This window comes from Comamonas thiooxydans (assembly GCF_002157685.2).
GTDB classification, from domain to species: Bacteria; Pseudomonadota; Gammaproteobacteria; order Burkholderiales; family Burkholderiaceae_C; genus Comamonas; species Comamonas testosteroni_H.
In genome coordinates this window covers 1,425,425-1,444,435 of the sequence record NZ_AP026738.1, presented here as the reverse complement: position 1 = coordinate 1,444,435, position 19,011 = coordinate 1,425,425, and the positions used below count along the sequence as shown (strand labels likewise).

Annotated in this window: 14 protein-coding genes and 2 tRNA genes; 5 read left to right on the top strand and 11 right to left on the bottom strand. The window is 61.6% G+C overall.

From position 1 onward, the window contains the following. Positions 1 to 40: 40 nt before the first annotated feature. The 8 genes from CTR2_RS06560 to CTR2_RS06525 all read right to left on the bottom strand — a co-directional run bounded on the left by CTR2_RS06560 (position 41) and on the right by CTR2_RS06525 (position 11,239). Positions 41 to 116 (bottom strand) — tRNA-Gly (locus CTR2_RS06560). Positions 117 to 225: 109 nt separating this feature from the next. Beyond that, positions 226 to 2,640, bottom strand: coding sequence for an endopeptidase La (gene lon / locus CTR2_RS06555; RefSeq protein WP_087086050.1), 2,415 nt, complete (start codon positions 2,638 to 2,640; stop codon positions 226 to 228). Positions 2,641 to 2,795: 155 nt separating this feature from the next. Continuing rightward, positions 2,796 to 4,058, bottom strand: coding sequence for an ATP-dependent Clp protease ATP-binding subunit ClpX (gene clpX / locus CTR2_RS06550; protein ID WP_087086051.1), 1,263 nt, complete (start codon positions 4,056 to 4,058; stop codon positions 2,796 to 2,798). Between the two features lie 176 nt (positions 4,059 to 4,234). Next, positions 4,235 to 4,843: an ATP-dependent Clp endopeptidase proteolytic subunit ClpP gene (clpP, locus tag CTR2_RS06545; RefSeq protein WP_003068910.1), complete on the bottom strand. Its 609-nt coding sequence runs from the start codon at positions 4,841 to 4,843 to the stop codon at positions 4,235 to 4,237. Between the two features lie 133 nt (positions 4,844 to 4,976). Further along, on the bottom strand, positions 4,977 to 6,287 hold the full coding sequence (tig, locus tag CTR2_RS06540) for a trigger factor (protein WP_003068908.1): 1,311 nt from the start codon (positions 6,285 to 6,287) through the stop codon (positions 4,977 to 4,979). A gap of 335 nt (positions 6,288 to 6,622) precedes the next feature. Further along, positions 6,623 to 6,709, bottom strand: a tRNA-Leu gene (locus CTR2_RS06535). A gap of 85 nt (positions 6,710 to 6,794) precedes the next feature. Further along, positions 6,795 to 10,004, bottom strand: coding sequence for an efflux RND transporter permease subunit (locus CTR2_RS06530; RefSeq protein ID WP_087086052.1), 3,210 nt, complete (start codon positions 10,002 to 10,004; stop codon positions 6,795 to 6,797). Beyond that, complete coding sequence (locus CTR2_RS06525) at positions 10,001 to 11,239, bottom strand: efflux RND transporter periplasmic adaptor subunit (protein WP_087086053.1); 1,239 nt, start codon at positions 11,237 to 11,239, stop codon at positions 10,001 to 10,003. The genes CTR2_RS06530 and CTR2_RS06525 overlap by 4 nt, the downstream gene beginning before the upstream one ends. Before the next feature lie 192 nt (positions 11,240 to 11,431). On the opposite strand from CTR2_RS06525, the gene hpnC reads away from it, so the two are divergent. From hpnC to CTR2_RS06505, 4 genes are all read left to right on the top strand, one after another. Continuing rightward, positions 11,432 to 12,313: a squalene synthase HpnC gene (hpnC, locus tag CTR2_RS06520; RefSeq protein WP_087086054.1), complete on the top strand. Its 882-nt coding sequence runs from the start codon at positions 11,432 to 11,434 to the stop codon at positions 12,311 to 12,313. Between the two features lie 130 nt (positions 12,314 to 12,443). After that, positions 12,444 to 13,283, top strand: a complete 840-nt coding sequence (gene hpnD, locus CTR2_RS06515) for a presqualene diphosphate synthase HpnD (protein WP_087086055.1) — start codon at positions 12,444 to 12,446, stop codon at positions 13,281 to 13,283. 7 nt (positions 13,284 to 13,290) lie between these two features. Then, the gene (hpnE, locus tag CTR2_RS06510) at positions 13,291 to 14,637 is read left to right on the top strand and encodes a hydroxysqualene dehydroxylase HpnE (protein ID WP_087086056.1); all 1,347 of its coding nucleotides are present in this window, start codon (positions 13,291 to 13,293) and stop codon (positions 14,635 to 14,637) included. Positions 14,638 to 14,786: 149 nt separating this feature from the next. Continuing rightward, positions 14,787 to 15,809: a Bug family tripartite tricarboxylate transporter substrate binding protein gene (locus tag CTR2_RS06505; RefSeq protein WP_087086057.1), complete on the top strand. Its 1,023-nt coding sequence runs from the start codon at positions 14,787 to 14,789 to the stop codon at positions 15,807 to 15,809. A gap of 123 nt (positions 15,810 to 15,932) precedes the next feature. Here the strand turns inward: CTR2_RS06505 and CTR2_RS06500 are convergent, their stop codons facing one another. From CTR2_RS06500 to CTR2_RS06490, 3 genes are read right to left on the bottom strand one after another with little or no spacing between them, the layout of a single operon-like run. Then, positions 15,933 to 16,148, bottom strand: coding sequence for a DUF2788 domain-containing protein (locus tag CTR2_RS06500; protein ID WP_003068886.1), 216 nt, complete (start codon positions 16,146 to 16,148; stop codon positions 15,933 to 15,935). A gap of 47 nt (positions 16,149 to 16,195) precedes the next feature. Next, positions 16,196 to 17,044 (bottom strand): DUF2189 domain-containing protein, encoded by an 849-nt coding sequence (locus CTR2_RS06495; RefSeq protein ID WP_087086058.1) that lies wholly within the window; start codon positions 17,042 to 17,044, stop codon positions 16,196 to 16,198. Between the two features lie 45 nt (positions 17,045 to 17,089). Continuing rightward, the gene (locus CTR2_RS06490) at positions 17,090 to 17,839 is read right to left on the bottom strand and encodes an HAD family hydrolase (protein WP_087086059.1); all 750 of its coding nucleotides are present in this window, start codon (positions 17,837 to 17,839) and stop codon (positions 17,090 to 17,092) included. 73 nt (positions 17,840 to 17,912) lie between these two features. Here CTR2_RS06490 and hemH point away from each other — a divergent pair, with 73 nt between their 5' ends. Next, entirely contained in the window at positions 17,913 to 19,010 is a 1,098-nt protein-coding gene (gene hemH / locus CTR2_RS06485; RefSeq protein ID WP_087086060.1) for a ferrochelatase, read from the top strand. The last annotated feature ends 1 nt before the right edge of the window (position 19,011 follow it).

The window sequence follows — 19,011 nt, the reverse complement described above, 5'->3', positions numbered from 1 at the left end:
TTTCTGATGCGAACCTGTATTGCTACAGGTTCTTAAAACCTGGAGCGGGAAAACGGGTTCGAACCGTCGACCTATACCTTGGCAAGGTATCGCTCTACCAACTGAGCTATTCCCGCATATCTACCGAAGCCCAACATTGTACAACGTTGTTTGCTGCGATGGATGAATTGTAGCGCAGTTCTGAGCCCTCCCAGAAAAAACGCCACAATTTTCACAAAACAAGCATCAATGCTTGATGGCCGCCTCTACCGGCTTGGCATCGGTGGACGCCACGGCGGCTACAGCTTCCTCAGTCAAAGGATCCGGCACGCGCTCCAGGGCCACCTTGAGAACCTGATCGATCCACTTCACAGGAACGATTTCCAGACCGCTCTTCACATTATCGGGAATGTCCTGCAAATCCTTGGCATTCTCTTCAGGAATGAGCACGGTCTTGATACCACCGCGCAGAGCAGCCAGCAGCTTTTCCTTGAGGCCGCCGATCGCCGTGACTTCACCGCGCAAGGTGATTTCACCGGTCATGGCCACATCAGCTCGCACGGGAATGCCAGTGAGAGCCGAGACAAAAGCTGTCGTCATCGCTGCACCGGCGCTGGGGCCATCCTTGGGTGTGGCGCCGTCAGGCACGTGCACATGGATGTCCTTTTTCTCGAAGGCTTCATCCTTGATGCCAAGCAAACGAGCGCGACTGCGCACCACGGTGCGAGCAGCTTCGACCGACTCCTTCATCACATCGCCCAGAGAACCTGTGCGCGTAATGACGCCCTTGCCAGGCATGGTGGCGGCTTCGATGGTCAGCAGATCGCCGCCGACTTCGGTCCAGGCCAGACCCACAACCTGCCCCACCTGATTGGCATGCTCGGCACGGCCATAGCTGAACTTGCGCACGCCCAGATATTCATTGAGGTTGTCGGCATTCACCTCCACCTTGGGCTGAAGCTTGCCAAGTTGCAAGCCCTTGACCACCTTGCGGCAAATCTTGGACAGCTCGCGCTCAAGCGAACGCACGCCCGCTTCGCGGGTGTAGTAGCGCACGATGTCACGAATCGCGGCTTCGGTCACTTCCAGCTCGCCGTCCTTCACGCCGTTGTTGGTGATCTGCTTGGGCAGCAGATAGCGGATGGCGATATTGGTTTTTTCGTCTTCGGTATAGCCCGACAGACGAATCACCTCCATGCGATCCAGCAAGGCCGAAGGAATGTTCATGGAGTTGGAAGTCGCCACAAACATCACGTCGGACAGGTCGAAGTCGACCTCCACGTAGTGGTCACCAAACTTGTTGTTCTGTTCGGGGTCCAGCACTTCCAGCAGCGCGCTCGAAGGATCGCCACGGAAGTCCATGCCCAGCTTGTCGATTTCGTCCAGCAGGAACAGGGGATTGCGCGTACCGACCTTCTCCAGGCTCTGCAGCACCTTGCCGGGCATGGCGCCAATATAGGTACGGCGGTGACCGCGAATCTCCGCCTCGTCTCGCATGCCGCCCAGCGCCATGCGCACGTACTTGCGTCCTGTGGCCTTGGCAATGGACTGCCCCAGCGAGGTCTTGCCCACGCCGGGAGGACCCACCAGGCACAGAATGGGCGCCTTGACCTTGTCCACACGCTGCTGCACGGCAAGATACTCAAGAATGCGGTCCTTGACCTTTTCCAGGCCAAAGTGATCTTCGTTCAGCACTTCCTCGGCATTCGCCAGATTGTGCTTGATCTTGGTCTTCTTGCTCCAGGGCAGGCCGGTCAGCACTTCGATGTAGTTGCGCACCACCGAAGCTTCAGCCGACATGGGGGACATCAGCTTGAGCTTCTTGAGTTCGGCCTCAGCCTTTTTGCGAGCCTCGGCAGGCATCTTGGCGAGCTTGATCTTTTTCTCGATCTCCTCGATGTCGGCACCGTCCTCACCCTCGCCCAACTCCTTCTGGATGGCCTTGACCTGCTCATTCAGATAGAAGTCGCGCTGATTCTTCTCCATCTGGCGCTTGACGCGGCCACGGATGCGCTTGTCGACGTTGAGGATATCGACCTCGCGCTCGAGTTGCTCGAACAGGTTTTCCAGACGCTCCTTGATATCCACCAGATCCAGCACCGCCTGCTTGCTCTCGAGCTTGAGAGGCAGGTGCGCCGCAATGGTGTCCGTCAGACGACCGGCATCGTCAATGCTGGCGATCGAAGTCAGGATTTCCTGAGGAATTTTCTTGTTGAGTTTGACGTACTGGTCAAACTGCTGGGTCACGGCGCGGCGCAACGCTTCGATTTCGCTTTGCTCATGGGCATCGCCTTCGGGCTCCACGGGCGTCACAGATGCAGTGAAGTGAGACTCTTCATCGGCAACCTGCTTGACCAGCGCGCGCTGTTGGCCTTCCACCAGCACCTTCACGGTGCCGTCGGGCAGCTTGAGCATCTGCAAGATGGTGGAGACACAGCCCACATCAAACATGTCTTCCGCAGCAGGCTCGTCCTTGGAGGCCGTCTTCTGCGCCACCAGCATGATGCGGCGGTCGCCTTCCATGGCCAGCTCCAGAGCCTTGATGCTCTTGGCACGCCCCACGAACAGCGGAATCACCATATGCGGAAACACCACCACATCGCGCAGCGGCAGCAGTGGCAGGTCCAGCTCGGTAGAAGGCAAAGGGGTTTGTCCAGACATAGGTATCCTCGGTTTCTCAGCGGAAGATGGTCCGCTTACCGGTGTATTTCAACCCCTGGGGGCAAATTGTTTTTGCCGCCCCAGGGGCATTGCCTTTCAGCCGCAGGCTACAACGCGGGCCCATTGGAGGGCCCGCCTTGCACGCAAGCACAGTATCAGGCCTTTTTGGCCGCTTCGCGGTAAACCAGCAGCGGCTCCTTGCCGTCTTCAATGGTAGCTTCCTCCACCACTACCTTTTCCACATTCTCGGCGGTCGGCAACTCGAACATGGTGCTGATCAGTGCCTGCTCGACGATGGAGCGCAGGCCGCGGGCACCGGTCTTGCGAGCCAGGGCCTTGCGGGCGATCGCCTTCAAGGCCGCGGGGCGGATCTCCAACTCCACACCCTCCATGGCCAGCAGCTTGCTGTACTGCTTGACCAGCGCATTCTTGGGCTCGGTCAGGATCTGTACCAGTGCGTCTTCGCTGAGTTCGGCCAGCGCCGTCACCACGGGCATACGCCCCACCAGCTCGGGGATGATGCCGAACTTGATCAGATCCTCAGGCTCGATCTCGAGGAACATCTCCGAGATGGAGCGCTGCTTCTTGCTCTTGACGGTAGCGCCAAAGCCTATGCCCGAAGCCTCGGTGCGGTTTTCGATGACTTTTTCCAGTCCCGCGAACGCGCCGCTGCAGATGAACAGGATATTGGTGGTGTCGATCTGCAGAAAGTCCTGGTTCGGATGCTTGCGCCCGCCCTGTGGCGGAATGCTGGCCATCGTGCCTTCGATCAGCTTGAGCAGCGCCTGCTGCACGCCCTCGCCCGATACGTCACGCGTGATGCTGGGGTTGTCAGACTTCCGGGAGATCTTGTCGATTTCATCGATGTAGACAATGCCACGCTGAGCACGCTCGACGTCGTACTCACAGCTTTGCAGCAGTTTCTGAATGATGTTCTCGACGTCCTCGCCCACATAGCCAGCCTCGGTCAGCGTGGTGGCATCGGCCATCACGAATGGCACGTTGAGCTGACGCGCCAGCGTTTGAGCCAGCAAGGTTTTGCCCGAACCTGTGGGACCGATCAGCAAGATATTGCTCTTGCTGAGCTCCACATCGTCCTTGCCGGCCTTGTCCTTGTGATTCAGGCGCTTGTAGTGGTTGTAGACCGCCACGGCCAGCGTACGCTTGGCCTGCTCCTGACCGATCACATAGTTGTCGAGATTGACCTTGATTTCGGCGGGCGTCGGCAGATCGCCGCGACCTTCCTTGGCATCGACGGCAGGCTGTTCGTCGCGAATGATCTCATTGCACAAGTCGATGCACTCGTCGCAGATGAACACGGACGGGCCGGCGATCAGCTTCTTGACCTCGTGCTGGCTTTTGCCGCAGAAGGTGCAATACAAATTCTTTTCGGTGGAAGAGCCTTTTTTATCGGCCATGGGGGCTGTGCCTCGTTACGAAAAAACGAAAATTAATGATAACCAAAGACAAGGCGGCGTAGGCCATCAGGGACAAACGCCGCCGAGCAAGTCCCGGGAGCCAGTCAGCTGCTCCCAGGTTTTTCATTGCTAGCACCCGCAAGCCCAATCAGACATGGGGCTCGGTGCTATGCATTTCAGGAACGCTTGCTGATTACCTGGTCAACCAGGCCGTATTCCTTAGCCTCATCGGCGGAAAGGAAATAGTCACGCTCGGTGTCGTTCTGAATCTTTTCCAGGGGCTGACCGGTACGCTCGGCGAGTATTTTGTTCAGGCGCTCGCGGGTCTTGATGATTTCGCGGGCATGAATTTCGATTTCGGTCGCCTGACCACGTGCACCGCCCAGAGGCTGGTGAATCATGACCTGGGCATTGGGCAGTGCATAGCGCTTGCCCTTTGCTCCGGCCGACAGCAGGAAAGCACCCATGCTCGCCGCCATGCCGGTGCACAGCGTCGAGACATCAGGCTTGATGAAGTTCATGGTGTCAAAAATCGCCATGCCTGCCGTCACACTGCCGCCGGGGGAGTTGATATAGAAGGAAATGTCCTTGTCAGGATTTTCGCTTTCCAGGAACAACAACTGGGCTACCACCAGGTTGGCGGTCTGATCGTTAACCTCGCCCACCAGGAAAATCACGCGCTCCTTGAGCAGACGCGAATAAATATCATAGGAGCGCTCACCGCGACCCGACTGTTCAATGACCATGGGCACCATGCCCAAACCCAATGTATCCAATGCGCTCATGTTTTCTCCAGTGCTATGCGCCTACTGTAGCCGCATTCTGAAAAGAAAATGGGGCTTGCGCGCAAAAGCACAAGCCCCGCAATTCAAGTTATCGGAACTTGCCTAGGGCAAGCACCGATAAAAGATCCAGCCCTTAGGCTTGACCCATCAGTTCGTCGAAAGAAACGGCCTTGTCGGTCACCTTGGCCTTGCCCAGCACGAACTCGGTCACGTTGTTTTCGATCACAACGGCTTCCACTTCAGCCAGACGGTTGCGGTCGCCGAAGTACCAGCGCACCACGTCTTCGGGCTTCTCGTAGCTGGATGCCAGCTCTTCCACATGAGCCTTGATCTGCTCGGCAGTGGCTTGGAGGTTGTTGGTCTTGACCAGCTCGGCCACCACCAGACCCAAGCGCACGCGACGCTCGGCTTGGGGCAGGAAGATGTCTTCAGGGATTTCAGCCTTGGCTGCGTCCTTGATGCCGCGCTGCTCCAGTTCGGCGCGCGCACCTTCCAGCAGGCGACCCACTTCAGCTTGCACGGAAGCCTTGGGCAGATCCAGCTCGGCCACGGACACCAGGGCGTCCATCACGGCTTGCTTGTTGCGGCCTTGAACGCGGAACTTCACTTCGCGCTCCAGGTTCTTCTTGATGTCGTCGCGCAGGGCCTCAACAGAGCCGCCGTCCACACCCAGAGTCTTGACGAATTCTTCGTTCACTTCGGGCAGGTTGGGAGCTTCCACCTTCTTGACGGTCACCAGGAAGTCGGCAGTCTTGCCAGCCACATCGGCACCGTGGTAGTCAGCGGGGAAGGCCAGGGGGAAAGTCTTGGACTCGCCAGCCTTCATGCCGCGGGTTGCGTCTTCGAATTCCTTGAGCATCTGGCCTTCGCCGACCAGGAACTGGAAGTCTTCAGCCTTGCCGCCGGAGAAAGTCTCGCCGTCGATCTTGCCTTCGAAGTCCACGGTCACGCGGTCACCGTCCACGGCTGCTTCACCGGCAGCGCGCTCGGTGAAGGTGCGACGCTGCTTGCGCAGAATGTCCACGGTCTTGTCGATGGCTGCGTCGTCCACGCTGGTGGACAGCTTTTCCACTTCGGCTGCAGTCAGATCGCCGATCTTGACTTCGGGCATGACTTCAAACACGGCATCGAATTGTGCTTCGCCTTCGGGAGCGCCTTCCTTCTCGGTGATCTTGGGCTGACCGGCAACGCGCAGATCAGCTTCGTTCACGGCAGCGGCAAAAGCCTCGCCCACCTTGTCGTTCAGCACTTCGTATTGCACGGAGTAGCCATAACGCTGAGCCACAACGCTCATGGGCACCTTGCCAGGACGGAAGCCGTCCATCTTCACGGTGCGCGCCACCTTCTTCAGGCGAGCATCAACTTCAGACTGGATCGCAGACAGGGGCACGCTCAGCGTGATCTTGCGCTCGAGCTTTTCAAGAGTTTCAACGTTAACGGCCATGATTTTTCCTAAGAGGGATGAGGACCGTGCAGATTGCCAGGCAACCCGCACCGTATTGCGCAAAGTCACAGTGCGCGCATACCCAACGACATGCGGCACCACAAATTTCCAGAGCCTGCCCCGGTCATTTGCCCCAGCGTCTGGCGCCAGGCATTTGTTCAAATCAGGAACAGGCGAAGCCGACCATTATAACGAGGCGCTGCGCAGGCTCCGCCATCGCCCTACAGGGGTTTGCCTTAAAAGCTGACGCCGCGCCTGCAAAGCAGGGGCAGGAAAAGAAAAAGCCCGTAACGGCTTGGGGTTACGGGCTGGAGGCGGCAGGGACTGCCAATGTCTGGTGCGCGGAGCCGGACTCGAACCGGCACGGTGTTGCCACCGTCAGGACCTAAACCTGGTGCGTCTACCAATTTCGCCACCCGCGCGGTCAGCAATGCGCAAATTTACGCTTACTGAGGTCAAGACGCAGATTCTAGCCGCAAAATTGGCTGTCTTTCTTTCAGAACAGGCTCAGGCCGTTTCCTTTCTGATGCGGAAAGCCGCCGCATACATGGCGGGCAAGGCCAGCAGGGTCAGCACGGTCGCCACAATCAGACCGCCCATGATGGCCACAGCCATGGGGCCCCAGAACACGCTGCGCGACAGCGGAATCATGGCCAGTACGGCAGCCGCTGCAGTCAGCACGATGGGGCGCAGGCGATGCACGGCAGCTTCCACAATCGCATCCCATGCCGGCACGCCCTGGGCACGTCCGCTCTCGATCTGATCGATCAGGATGACCGAATTGCGCTGAATCATGCCCATCAAGGCCACAACGCCCAGCAGAGCCACAAAGCCAAAGGGGCGATTCAGCAGCAGCAAGGCCGCAGCCACACCAGGGATGCCCAGCGGGCCGGTGATAAAGACCAGCAGCGAACGGCTGACGCTGCGCAGCTGCAACATAAGCAGGGTGAAAGTCAGGAAAAGCAGCACCGGGACTCCTGCCACGATGGCCCCCGACCCCTTGGAACTTTCCTCCACGGCACCGGCCACTTCGATCCGATAGCCGGTGTCGCCCGCAGCATGCCAGCCAGCCTCCATCTTGCGCAGCTGCGGCAACAGCTCGTTGGTCAGCGTTGCACCTTGCAGGCCTTCGCGCACATCGCCTTGAACGGTAATCGCGAAGTTGCGCTTTTCGCGCCACATCACGCCCGGCTCCCAGACCATGACGGGCTTGGCAATCTGCGTGAGCGGAATGGACTGCCCGTTTGCCGTGGTGACATAGACACCCGCGATATCGGTAATGGCATCGCGGTCCTGCTTGGGCGGGCGCATCACGATATCGATCAGCTTGTCGCCTTCACGGAACTGCCCCACGGTGGTGCCGCTGAAGTTCATGCCCGTGGCGTCGGCGATCGACTGGCTGGTCACACCCAGGGCACGCGCCTTGTCCTGATCGACCTGCAGGCGGATGACCTTGACGGACTCGTTCCAGTTGTCGTTCACGCCACGCATATCGGCATTGGCCTGCATGAGCGCCTTGACTTCATCGGCGTAGGTGCGCAGCTTGGCGGGGTCCGAGCCCATGACACGGAACTGCACCGGATATTGCACGGGAGGCCCGTTGGGCAGCAGCTTGGAGCGCGCCCGCACCTCGGGGAATTCCTCAGCCATCAGCGCCGGCAACTGTTTGCGGATTTCCTCGCGTGCCTTCAGGTCTTTGGCCACCAGAATGAACTGGGAGACGTTGTTCTGCGGAAAAACCTGGTCCAGCGGCAGATAGAAGCGCGGTGCTCCAGAGCCTATCCACTCGCTGACGGACTCCACTCCGTCAAGCTGCAAAAAGCGCTTTTCCACGCGCAGCGTCACCTCCTTGTTGGCCTGCAAGGAAGTGCCCTCGGGGAACCATATATCGACCAGCACTTCGGGGCGACTGGAATCTGGGAAGAACTGCTGCTGCACCTTGCCCATGCCCGCCAGACCCAGCACGAACACCAGCACCGTCGCGCCGATCGTCAGCCAGCGGTGCTGCACACACCAGTTCACCATGCGGCGAAAGCGGTTGTAGAACGGCGTATCGAACAGCTCATGCTCACCTGCATTGGTGTTGATGCCTGCTTCTTCGGCAGACACCTCACCGGATGCCACTTCGGGCGGCAGCTTGGCGGCATGCGGCGGCTTCTTGAGCAGCAGCAGGCCCAGATAGGGTACGAAGTACACCGAGGCAAACCAGCTGAGCACCAGCGCAATCACCGTCACCGCGAAGATGGCGAAGGTGTATTCACCCGTCATGGACTTGGCCATGCCGATGGGCAGAAAGCCCGCTGCCGTGATCAGCGTGCCGGTCAGCATGGGCTTGGAGGTGATTTCATAGGCAAAGGTGGCGGCACGGTACTTGTCGTAGCCTTCCTCCATCTTGCGCACCATCATCTCCACGGCAATGATGGCGTCGTCCACCAGCAAACCCAGCGCAATGATGAGCGAACCCAGCGATACCTTGTGCAGACCGATATCCCAGTACCACATGGCCAGGAAGGTTGCGGCGAGCACCAGCGGAATGGTGATGCCGACCACCAGTCCGGGGCGCGGGTCGATATACCAGCGCTTCCACAGCGGATGCTGGCCCGGGCGCTTGTGCAGGCCCAGGCTCAGAAAGCTCACGGCAAGCACCACGACCACCGCCTCGACCAGCACCTGGAGAAACTCGCTAACCGAATCCGCCACCGCCTTGGGCTGGTTCTGCATATTGCTGAGCGTCACGCCCACGGGCAGGCTTTTGGCGATGCGATCCGTGGCCTCGGTCAACGCCTTGCCCAGGGCAATGATGTCGCCGCCCTTGACCATGGACACTCCCAGCGCCACCGTAGGCTCGCCCTGGAAGCGCACCATGACATTGGCCGGATCGGCATAGCCGCGGTGCACCTCGGCGATATCGCCAAGTCTGAACTGCGCCCCGCCCTGACCGATGATGGGCATGGCACGCAGTTGCTCCAGATCGTTGAACTGGCCTTGCACACGCAACACAATGGTTTCGGCAGGCGTCTGCAAGGTACCGGCCGATGCCACGGCATTTTGCTGGTTGAGCTGATCAAGCACCTGCTTGAGGTTCAGCCCCATCTGCGTGGCGCGGTGCGACAGCTCCACATAGACCTTTTCGTCCTGCACGCCGAACTGCTCGACCTTGGCCACATCGGGCACCTGCAGCAGTTGCTGACGCACATCGTCGGCCAGGGTCTTGAGCTCGGCATAGCTGAAGCCCTTGGCCTGCAGCGCATAGATCACGCCATAGACATCACCGAAATCGTCGTTGAAAAACGGCCCCTGCACACCCTGCGGCAGGGTGTAGCGCATATCCCCCACTTTCTTGCGCACCGTATACCAGAGCTGCGGCACCTCCTTGGGGGGCGAGTAGTCCTTGACCTGGAAGATGACCTGCGACTCGCCGGGCTTGGAGTAGCTGCTGATCTTGTCGGCATAAGGGACTTCCTGCAGCGTGCGTTCGATCTTGTCCGTCACCTGCTGAGCCACCTGCTCGGCAGTCGCACCAGGCCAGTAGGTGCGAATGACCATGGCACGGAAGGTGAACGGAGGATCCTCGTCCTGGCCCAGCTGAAAAAAGGCCGTAAAGCCCAGCAGCATCAGCACGACAATGAAATAGCGTGTCAGCGCCACATGATCGAGGGCCCAGCGAGACAAATTGAAATGCGCACCACCGGTCTTTTTGTGTCCAGTGCCGCTCATTTGCCCGCCTCCCCAGCCACCGCAGGCTGAGACGCTCCAGACTCAGGAGCATTCTGCGCTTTATTTACCTGCGTTCCAGCCTGATCTGACTCAGAATTCTGCACCGGCTTGGCGTATTTATCGCGATACACCGTCACCTTCTGACCAGGGGTCAGCACATGGGCGCCTGTGGCCACCACCTGCATGCCGGGTTGCAGGCCCGAGGCAATCACCGCCTCGTTACCGTCGGCGCTGGCAATCTGCACCGGCTGCAGCTTCACCGAGCTGCTGGCCGCGTCGTACAGCCAGACGGCCGTACCCTGACCGTTGCCACCCTCCTGGCGCAAGGCCGTGGTTGGCAGCTTGATGACCTGGCTGCCTACGGCTTCGCGGCTCACGCCCATGCCCTCGGGCATGACTTGCACGGTGGCGCCCAGTGCCGGCAGGTCCGTTCCCTGCAGGGCGGCCTTGACCACATAGGTGCGTGTGGCCGGGTCTGCGCTGGCCGCCACCTCACGCACCTGGGCGTTGATCACGCGCGACTCATCCGACCAGGGCCTCACCTTCACACCCTGGCCAGGCTTGATGGCGCTGCGCCGGTCTTCCGGCACGCTGAATACCGCATCGCGCGCGCCATCCTGGGCAATCCGCACCACGGGTGTGCCGGCAGCAACCACCTGACCGGGCTCGGCCTCCACGCTGGTGACCACGCCATCGGCATCGGCCAGCAACTGGGTGTAGTTCTCCTGATTGGACTGGCTCGAGAGCTGGGCGCGGGCCTGATCGAGCGAGGCCTGGGCTGCCTTCAGATTGGCCTCGTAGCGCTCCATCTCTGCAGCGCTGATGAAGTTCTGGGCGCGCAGCGTGCGAAAACGCTTGGCATTGGCCTCGGCCAGATCGCGCTGCGTGGTGGCCGAGGCAAGCTGGGCGCGCGCGGCATCGGCACTGAGCTGATAGTCACGCGCATCCAGGCGCGCCAGTACCTGTCCAGCCTTCACATGCTGGCCCAGTTCCACTTCACGCCTGGTGATCTTGCCCGCCACACGAAAGCCGAGGCGAGACTCGACACGGGCCCGCACATCGCCAGAATATTCCTGGGCAGACTCGATCTGCCCCTCACCCACGGTCACCAGCTTGACCGCGCGCACCGGCTCGGGCGCAGCCTCTTTCTTGGAGCAGGCCGACAACATGGCCGCAGCTGCCACGATGGACAGTGCAACCAAGGGCGCGGCAGGCCGGCGCGGCAAAGACAACATTGCAAAACGACGAGAAGACGAAACAGCCATGGTGTTCTGGGCTTGTAAAAATAGGAAAAGCGCAGCCGCCGGACAGGCCGCTGCACCAAAGTCAGCGCTGATTGTGCACGCACGTGCGCTTTTGCGCCGTCTTTTTATGGGCTGTCGCCAGCCGGCAAGTCCACCCGGTCCACAATACGTGGCGTGAACCATATGCCCTCAGCGAGCCCCGCCGCCAATGCGCCGGCCGGCATCAACCATTACGAAAACTTTCCCGTCGCCTCCTGGTTGTGCCCGCCGCGCCTGCGTGCGCCCATTGCCGCCATCTACCACTTTGCGCGCACCGCCGACGACCTGGCCGACGAGGGCCAGCACGGCGCCGGGCAGCGCCTCGCACAGCTGCAGCAATATGGCGCCGATTTGCAGCAGCTGGGCAGCGCCGGCGAAGCCGCCATGCTGATGCGTACCGCCTGGCCGCATATCTTTGGCCCGCTGGCAGTCCAGGTTCAGGCCCATGGTCTGCCCAAGCCCTTGCTGGCCGACCTGCTCAGCGCCTTCGAGCAGGATGTGCGCATGACGGCCGCCCAGACCCGCTATAACGACATGGCCCAGTTGCTGGACTACTGCCGCCGCTCGGCCAACCCTGTCGGCCGCCTGCTGCTGCATCTGTATGGCGTGGTCAACGCCAAGGCACTGATTCAGAGCGACGCCATCTGCACCGCCCTGCAGCTCATCAACTTCTGGCAGGACCTGAGCCAGGACTTGCCGCGCCAGCGCCATTACCTGCCGGATGCCGATCTGGCCCGCCACGGCATTGCACGAAGCGCGATCCGGCCGGACGCAGCGGCATTGACGCCCGAGCTGCAGTCCCTGCTGGGCGAGCTCAACCGCCAGGCCCGCAGCCTGATGAACCATGGTGCGCCGCTGGTGCATCAGTTGCCCGGCCGCACGGGCTGGGAGCTGCGCCTGGTCGTGCAAGGCGGTCTGCGCATTCTGGACAGACTGGACGCCATGCAGGGGCGCAACCTCTATCAGCGCATCAAACTGGGCAAGCTCGACATGGTCGCCATGCTCTGGCAAGCCGTGCGCATGTGAGCAAAAGATACCCCTATCCCCTGATGGGCCTATGTAAGGCGCTATTGAATTTGAAGCCTGACCAAGCGCATGCCGCGCATTTCACTGTTGTGTCGGCCAACAGCCCGCGTCATGGGACAATGCTCCCCCTATGAATCCGGATCAGTACGTCCAAGACAAAGCCGCCTCTTCGGGCAGCAGCTTCTATTACGCCTTTCTCTTCTTGCCCAAGGAGCGCCGCGCCGCCATCACGGCTTTCTATGCCTTCTGCCGCGAAGTGGATGACGTGGTCGACGAGGTCACGGACCCCGGCGTGGCAGCCACCAAGCTGGCATGGTGGAAGACCGAGGTGCACAGGGCATTCACCAGCCAGTCCGCTCATCCGGTGATGCAGGCACTGATGCCCCACGCCAAGACCTATGGCATCGAAGAGCGCCATCTGCTGGCCGTCATCGAAGGCTGCCAGATGGATCTGGATCAGACCCGCTACCTGGACTTTGCCGGTCTGGAGCGCTACTGCCACCTGGTCGCCGGCGTGGTCGGCGAAGTCGCTGCCCGCATCTTCGGCCAGACCGAGGAGCGCACCACCGAATACGCCCACACGCTGGGCCAGGCCCTGCAGCTGACCAATATCATCCGCGATGTGGGCGAAGACGCCATGCGCGGTCGTATCTACCTGCCCATCAGCGAGTTGCAGCAGTTCGACGTCAAGGCCCACGAGATCAACAAGCGTGAGTACTCGGAACGCTTCACGGCCCTGATGCGCTTTCAGGCCGAGCGCGCCCACAGCCTGTATGACAAGGCACTGGGCCTGCTGCCCGATGCCGATCGTCACGCACAAAAGCCCGGTCTGATGATGGCGAGCATCTATCGCACCCTGCTGCGCGAAATCGAGTCCGAAAACTTCCAGGTGCTGCACCAGCGCATCAGCCTCACGCCGCTGCGCAAGTTCTGGCTGGTCTGGAAGATGCAGGCACTGGGCCGCATGTAAGCGCGCCATGCAAGTTGCCATCATCGGTGGCGGCTGGGCCGGCATGGCTGCCGCAGTACAGCTCTCGCTAGACGGCCATCAGCCCACGGTTTTCGAGGCCGGCCGCCAGCTCGGTGGTCGGGCCCGCAATCTGGAACTGCCGGGCGGCACCATCGCCGACAACGGCCAACATATTCTGATCGGAGCCTATGCCGAATGCCTGCGGCTCATGCGGGTCGTGGGCGTAGCGCCAGAGCATGGCTTGCTGCGCAGGCCACTGGCCATGCGTTACGCCGATGGCAGCGGCCTGTCCTTCCCCGACCTGCCGGCGCCGCTGGACGCCTTGATCGGCATTGCCACAGCCAGCGGCTGGTCGCTGCGCGAACGTGCCGCCCTGCTTGGGCGCGCCCTGCGCTGGCGCGTTCAGGGCTTTCGCTGCACAGAGGCTGCAACCGTTGCCGATATCTGCTGCGGTCTGCCAAGGCGCCTGCTCGACGAATTCATCGAGCCTCTGTGTGTATCGGCCCTCAACCTGCCCGCTGTGAAGGCAAGTGGCAGCATCTTCCTGCGCGTGCTGCATGATGCGCTGTTTGCGGGCTCTGGCGGCTCGCACTTTCTGGTGCCGCGCTGCGGCCTGGGCGATCTTTTTCCGGTCCCGGCTGCGCAATGGCTGCAAGGCCGCGCCCATGCGGTGCATACGGCCAGCCGGATTCAGGAGCTGATTCCCCATGGCCGGCAATGGCTGCTGCGTGCATCCAATGCGGCACTGACACCAGCGCTTGAGCAATTGCGCTTCGATGCCGTGCTGCTGGCCTGCCCACCTCAGGAAGCAGCTCGCCTGGCCCTGCTGGCTGCCGAAGACCAGCGACTTCCCGCACGCGACGGCGTGCATTACCAGCACTGGGCACAGACTGCTCAGGCGCTGGAGCACACGGCCATTGCCACGGTCTATGCGCGCACCAGCCATCGCCTTGCAGCCGGGCTGCCCTGGCTGGCACTGCAACCGGACGAGCAGGCACCGGCCCAGTTTGTGTTTGACCGCGGGCACCTGCAATCCTCCGATACCGTCCAGCAAGGTCTGATGGCTTTTGTCGTCAGCGACTGCCGCACGGACCGCGAAACCCTGGAGCAACAGGTGCTGAAACAAGCCCGTCAACAGCTGGGCTGGCAGGACATTCAAGCTGTGCTGACCGTGGTTGAAAAGCGCGCCACATTTGCCTGCAGACCCGGCGTGAAGCGCCCGGGCATGGAGCTGGGCCATGGCCTCTGGGCTTGCGGCGACTATGTGAGCGGGCCCTACCCGGCGACGCTCGAAGGCGCGGTGCGTTGCGGGATCACGGCAGCCGACGAGTTGGTCCGGATGGACCAGGACTGAGCAGTTCTAGAGCAAACCCTATGAGGACAATCCTGATGCCTGGATAGTCCTGCTGTACCAGGTTTGACAGCGATTTGACAGCCACAGTTGCAACCATGGCCTGAGAGGCAATCTCTCAGCCGCATAAAGCCAAAAGCAACGGAGACAACATGGCATCCACCTTCGACAAGTCCACCCGCGAAATTCTGAGCATCTCGCGTCGCCATCTGCTGACCGGCGCCGGAGCCCTGGCCTGCAGCAGCCTGCTGCCTGGCATGGCCCGCGCTGCCGATGACAGCTGGCCCAACCGCCCGATTCGCTTCGTCGTGCCGTTTGCGCCCGGTGGCAGCTCTGAAATCGTGGCCCGCTCCACCGCCGCAGAGCTGTCCAAGACCATAGGCCAGAACGTATTCGTGGACAACAAGCCCGGCGCCGCGGGCAATATCGCCATGCAGGAAGTGGCTCGCGCCGATGACCAGAGCACGGTCATCCTCGGCCATATCGGCACGCTGGCCGTCAACCCCTATATTTTTGACAAGCTGCCCTGGGATCCGAAAAAGGACTTTGTGCCCGTGAGCCTGCTGGCCAAGGTGCCAAGCCTCTATGTGGTGCACCCCGATCTGCCTGTCAAGAACATTGCCGATCTGGTGGCCTATGCCAAGAAGAACCCCGGCAAGCTCAGCTATGGCTCGGCCGGCAACGGCAGCGCGGGTCATCTGGCATTCGAATACCTGAAAATGACGGCCGACATCTTCATGCTCCATGTGCCCTATCGCGGCACCGGCCCCATGATGACCGACCTGCTCTCGGGCCGTCTTGATGCGGCCTCGGTCGGCGCCGCCGCGCTGCTGCCCTTCATCAAGGCCGGCAAGGTGCGCTGCATCGCCACCGGCTCGACCAAGCGCCTGCCACAGCTACCCGATGTGCCCACGGTGGCCGAGCAGGGCTTTCCGGGCTTCGAGATGACCCAGTGGTACGGCATGCTGGCCCCTTCCAGCCTGCCTCGCGCCCATGTGGACAAGCTGGCCGCAGAATGCGCAAAGGCCGTCAAGGCACCCGATGCGCTCAAGCGCCTGCAGGGCGACGCAGCCGAGCCCATTGGCAGCACGCCGGAGCAGTTTGCCCAGTTCATCGCCACCGAGCAGAACCGCTGGCAAAAAGTGCTCAAGCGCGCACAGGTGAAACCGGGTTAACCCACCGAGACATCGCTTCTTCCCCCCCTTCTCTTCGGAAAGGGGGCGAGATCCTCACTACGGGGCTGGCCTTGCCGCTGTACCGAGCCGGTCAGCGCCCCATGGCACAGCTCGTGGCGCAGCTCAGCGGCTCTCGATCCACCACTGGATGATGATCTTGGCGAGATAGCCCACAAAGCCAACGCCCAGGCCCAGAAAGATCACAAAGGTGCCGAACTTGCCTGCCTTGGATTGACGCGCCAGTTGCAGGATGATGAACACCATGAACAAGATGAAGGCGCCCACACCCCAGGTCAGGAAAAAGTGGGCAAGCTGTTCTTCCGTATATCCGAATATCACGACAACCAGGTCCTTACAGCCTTTGCCAGGCCCTGGTCGCGCAGCGCTCAGACGGCAGGCACCATCGCGTCATCCCTGGCGGGGAATGCAGAAGCATCCACCAGGTCTCGATAGGCGTGCCAGCTGGCATGGCCCAGCAGGGGCATCACAACCACCAGCCCCAGCAGATAGCTGCCAAGGCCCAGCAAAGTCAACATCACAATCAGCGCCGCCCACAAGGCCATAGGGCCAGGGTTGGCCAGCACCACGGACCAACTGGTCAACACGGCCTGGCGCACGGTCACTCGCCTGTCCAGCATCAGCGGCATGGCCACCACGCTGGACGCAAAAATCGGAGCAGCCAGAAAGCTGCCCAAAGCCATCCATTGCACAAACAGCTGACCATCCCTGGCCAGCACCACATGCGCAATGAAATCCTGCAGGGTCTGCACGCGCACGGGCGACATCACGGTGATCAGCGATGCCGAAATCAGCACCCAGCCCGTGGCGGCCAGCGCCAGCAAGGCACCGAACCTGACCATGCACCAGTACCCTCCCCGGCCCGTGGCATGGCAGCTCTGCCACTGCGTCCAGGTGCGGCGGATCAGACCCCAGTCTGCCACCTCACCGCGTTCGACAGCCCGGCTGATAGCGTAGAGGCTGGTGGCCACCAGAGGCCCCACCACCAGAAAGCCCGACAAGGCCCCTGCCATCAACCAGAAGCGATTGTGCCCCAGGGTCAGGATTGCCGCACCGATCAGGATCAAGGCCAGACCATGCGCCAGACTGATTAACGGAGCGTTAGAAATGTCCTGCAAGGCTCTGGACAGCCATACCAGGGGCCGGCTCCAGGCAATGGTTCGCACAGGTGCCAGCGGAGGCGGCGTGAGAAGACAGGCAGACAGGCAGGTAGGCATAGGCGGTCCTTCTTCGCTGACCCGCACTGCTCCCGCTCGTCCCGGTCAACGATCTGCCAGCCCCTGACACAACTGCCAAAGGCTGGCGACTGTGACGTGGGGTTCAGGTCCCACGCAAGGCCATGCTACCTGCCCACGGTTGAGCCAGACTGCGTGCATACCCGCATCCATGGCACCCTGGGCATCCAGTTCCGCATCGTCGCCGATGTGCAGCACATGCTCTGGGGCCACGCCGGCCGCATCCGCTGCGGCCTGAAAAAAGCGCGTCTCGGGTTTGGCCATACCCGCTCCGCTGGCAGACAGCGAGGCGCGAAAATGCTCGCCTATACCCACCACATGCACATTCGCATTGCCATTGGACAGGGCCACCACCGGCCAGCGCTGCGAGAGAAACTGCAGCGCCGGCAAGGCATCTTCAAACAGCTCGACCCGCTGGCGAGCGGCAAAGAACTCGTCAAAGGCCGGTTCGGCCAGGGCAGGATCGTCACCGGCCCGGGTCAGCGCCAGCCGGATGGACTCGCGGCGCAGGCCGCTGAGGTCGGCTTTCAGATCCGGGCGCAATGCCACGATTTCATGGCGCAGGGCCCGCACCTTGTCCGTATCGCCCAGGTGCTCGGCCGTACCGGGTGCATGCTGCGCGAGCCACTGCAGCAAAACGGCCTCTGCCTTGGCAATCGTGGGCCAGATGGGCCAGAGCGTGTCGTCCAGATCCAGGCTGATGGCGCGAATCTGGCCGCTGTGGCGCAGGCGCTGAAGGGTTTCAATGGCAGGGGCTGTGGTGTCTTGGGATTGCATGCCCCTAAGAATAGCGGCCCGGCTAATGCCGCAGAGCGGCTGCGCCTATCCGATTAGCTGACACAATTGCCCCATGCCATCACGCTTTGCGCCCGAACCCCGCTTCCGTCACGATCAATCCGCACGCACCGGCATCCTGCTGTGCAATCTGGGCACGCCGGCCGCACCCACGGCTGCGGCAGTGCGCCCTTATCTGGCGGAGTTTCTCGGTGACGATCGTGTGGTCGAGATTCCCAAGCTCGCCTGGTGGCCGATTCTGCACGGCATCATCCTGCGCACCCGTCCGGCCAAGTCGGCTGCCAAGTACGCCACCGTCTGGCATGAAAAAGACGGCTCCCCGCTGCTGCACTGGACCACGCGCCAGGCCACCTTGCTGCGCGGCTGGCTGGGCGAGCGCGGCCACAATGTACTGGTGCTGCCGGCCATGCGCTACGGCACGCCATCCATCGCGGCCCAGCTGGATGCGCTCAAGAAAGACGGCGTGACGCGCATCCTGATTCTGCCGCTGTACCCGCAGTACTCGGGTACGACCACGGCCAGCGTGTTCGATGCCGTCTACGACTGGGCCAGGACCCAGCGCCATATTCCCGAGCTGCGTTTTGTCAATCGCTACCACGACGATGCCGGCTATATCGAAGCGCTGGCACAGCGCATAGAAGCCCACTGGCGCGGCCACGGCCGCGGGGACAAGCTGGTCATGAGCTTTCATGGCGTGCCGGAGCGCACCTTGCATCTGGGCGACCCCTATCACTGCGAGTCGCACAAGACGGCACGCCTGCTGGCCGAGCGGCTCAAGCTCGCCTCCGACCAGTATCTGGTGACCTTCCAGTCGCGCTTTGGCAAGGCCAAATGGCTGGAGCCCTATACCGAGCCCTCGCTGATTGCCATGGCTCAGGCCGGCACCCGGCGCGTCGATGTGGTCTGCCCCGGCTTCACCAGCGACTGCCTGGAAACGCTGGAGGAAATCAAGCAGGAAGCGCGTGAAGCCTTTTTGCATGCGGGCGGCCAGCAGTTCGAATACATAGACTGCCTCAACGACAGCGCCCCCTGGATTACCGCGCTCAGCGATATTGCCCAGCAGCATATGCAAGGCTGGCCCACCGGGCGCGAGGACGATGCCCAGCTCAATGCCCGCGCCCGGCACGCCAAGGCGGCGGGCGCGCCGCAGTAGG

Coding starts and splice junctions, on each gene's coding strand:
- CTR2_RS06495 (WP_087086058.1), bottom strand. CDS start 17,044: ATGCCTACCTGCCTGTCTGCCTGTCTTCTCACGCCGCCTCCGCTGGCA.
- tig (WP_003068908.1), bottom strand. CDS start 6,287: ATGGCCGTTAACGTTGAAACTCTTGAAAAGCTCGAGCGCAAGATCACG.
- hemH (WP_087086060.1), top strand. CDS start 17,913: ATGCCATCACGCTTTGCGCCCGAACCCCGCTTCCGTCACGATCAATCC.
- CTR2_RS06505 (WP_087086057.1), top strand. CDS start 14,787: ATGGCATCCACCTTCGACAAGTCCACCCGCGAAATTCTGAGCATCTCG.
- hpnE (WP_087086056.1), top strand. CDS start 13,291: ATGCAAGTTGCCATCATCGGTGGCGGCTGGGCCGGCATGGCTGCCGCA.
- hpnC (WP_087086054.1), top strand. CDS start 11,432: ATGCCCTCAGCGAGCCCCGCCGCCAATGCGCCGGCCGGCATCAACCAT.
- CTR2_RS06525 (WP_087086053.1), bottom strand. CDS start 11,239: ATGTTGTCTTTGCCGCGCCGGCCTGCCGCGCCCTTGGTTGCACTGTCC.
- CTR2_RS06490 (WP_087086059.1), bottom strand. CDS start 17,839: ATGCAATCCCAAGACACCACAGCCCCTGCCATTGAAACCCTTCAGCGC.
- CTR2_RS06530 (WP_087086052.1), bottom strand. CDS start 10,004: ATGAGCGGCACTGGACACAAAAAGACCGGTGGTGCGCATTTCAATTTG.
- hpnD (WP_087086055.1), top strand. CDS start 12,444: ATGAATCCGGATCAGTACGTCCAAGACAAAGCCGCCTCTTCGGGCAGC.
- clpX (WP_087086051.1), bottom strand. CDS start 4,058: ATGGCCGATAAAAAAGGCTCTTCCACCGAAAAGAATTTGTATTGCACC.
- clpP (WP_003068910.1), bottom strand. CDS start 4,843: ATGAGCGCATTGGATACATTGGGTTTGGGCATGGTGCCCATGGTCATT.
- lon (WP_087086050.1), bottom strand. CDS start 2,640: ATGTCTGGACAAACCCCTTTGCCTTCTACCGAGCTGGACCTGCCACTG.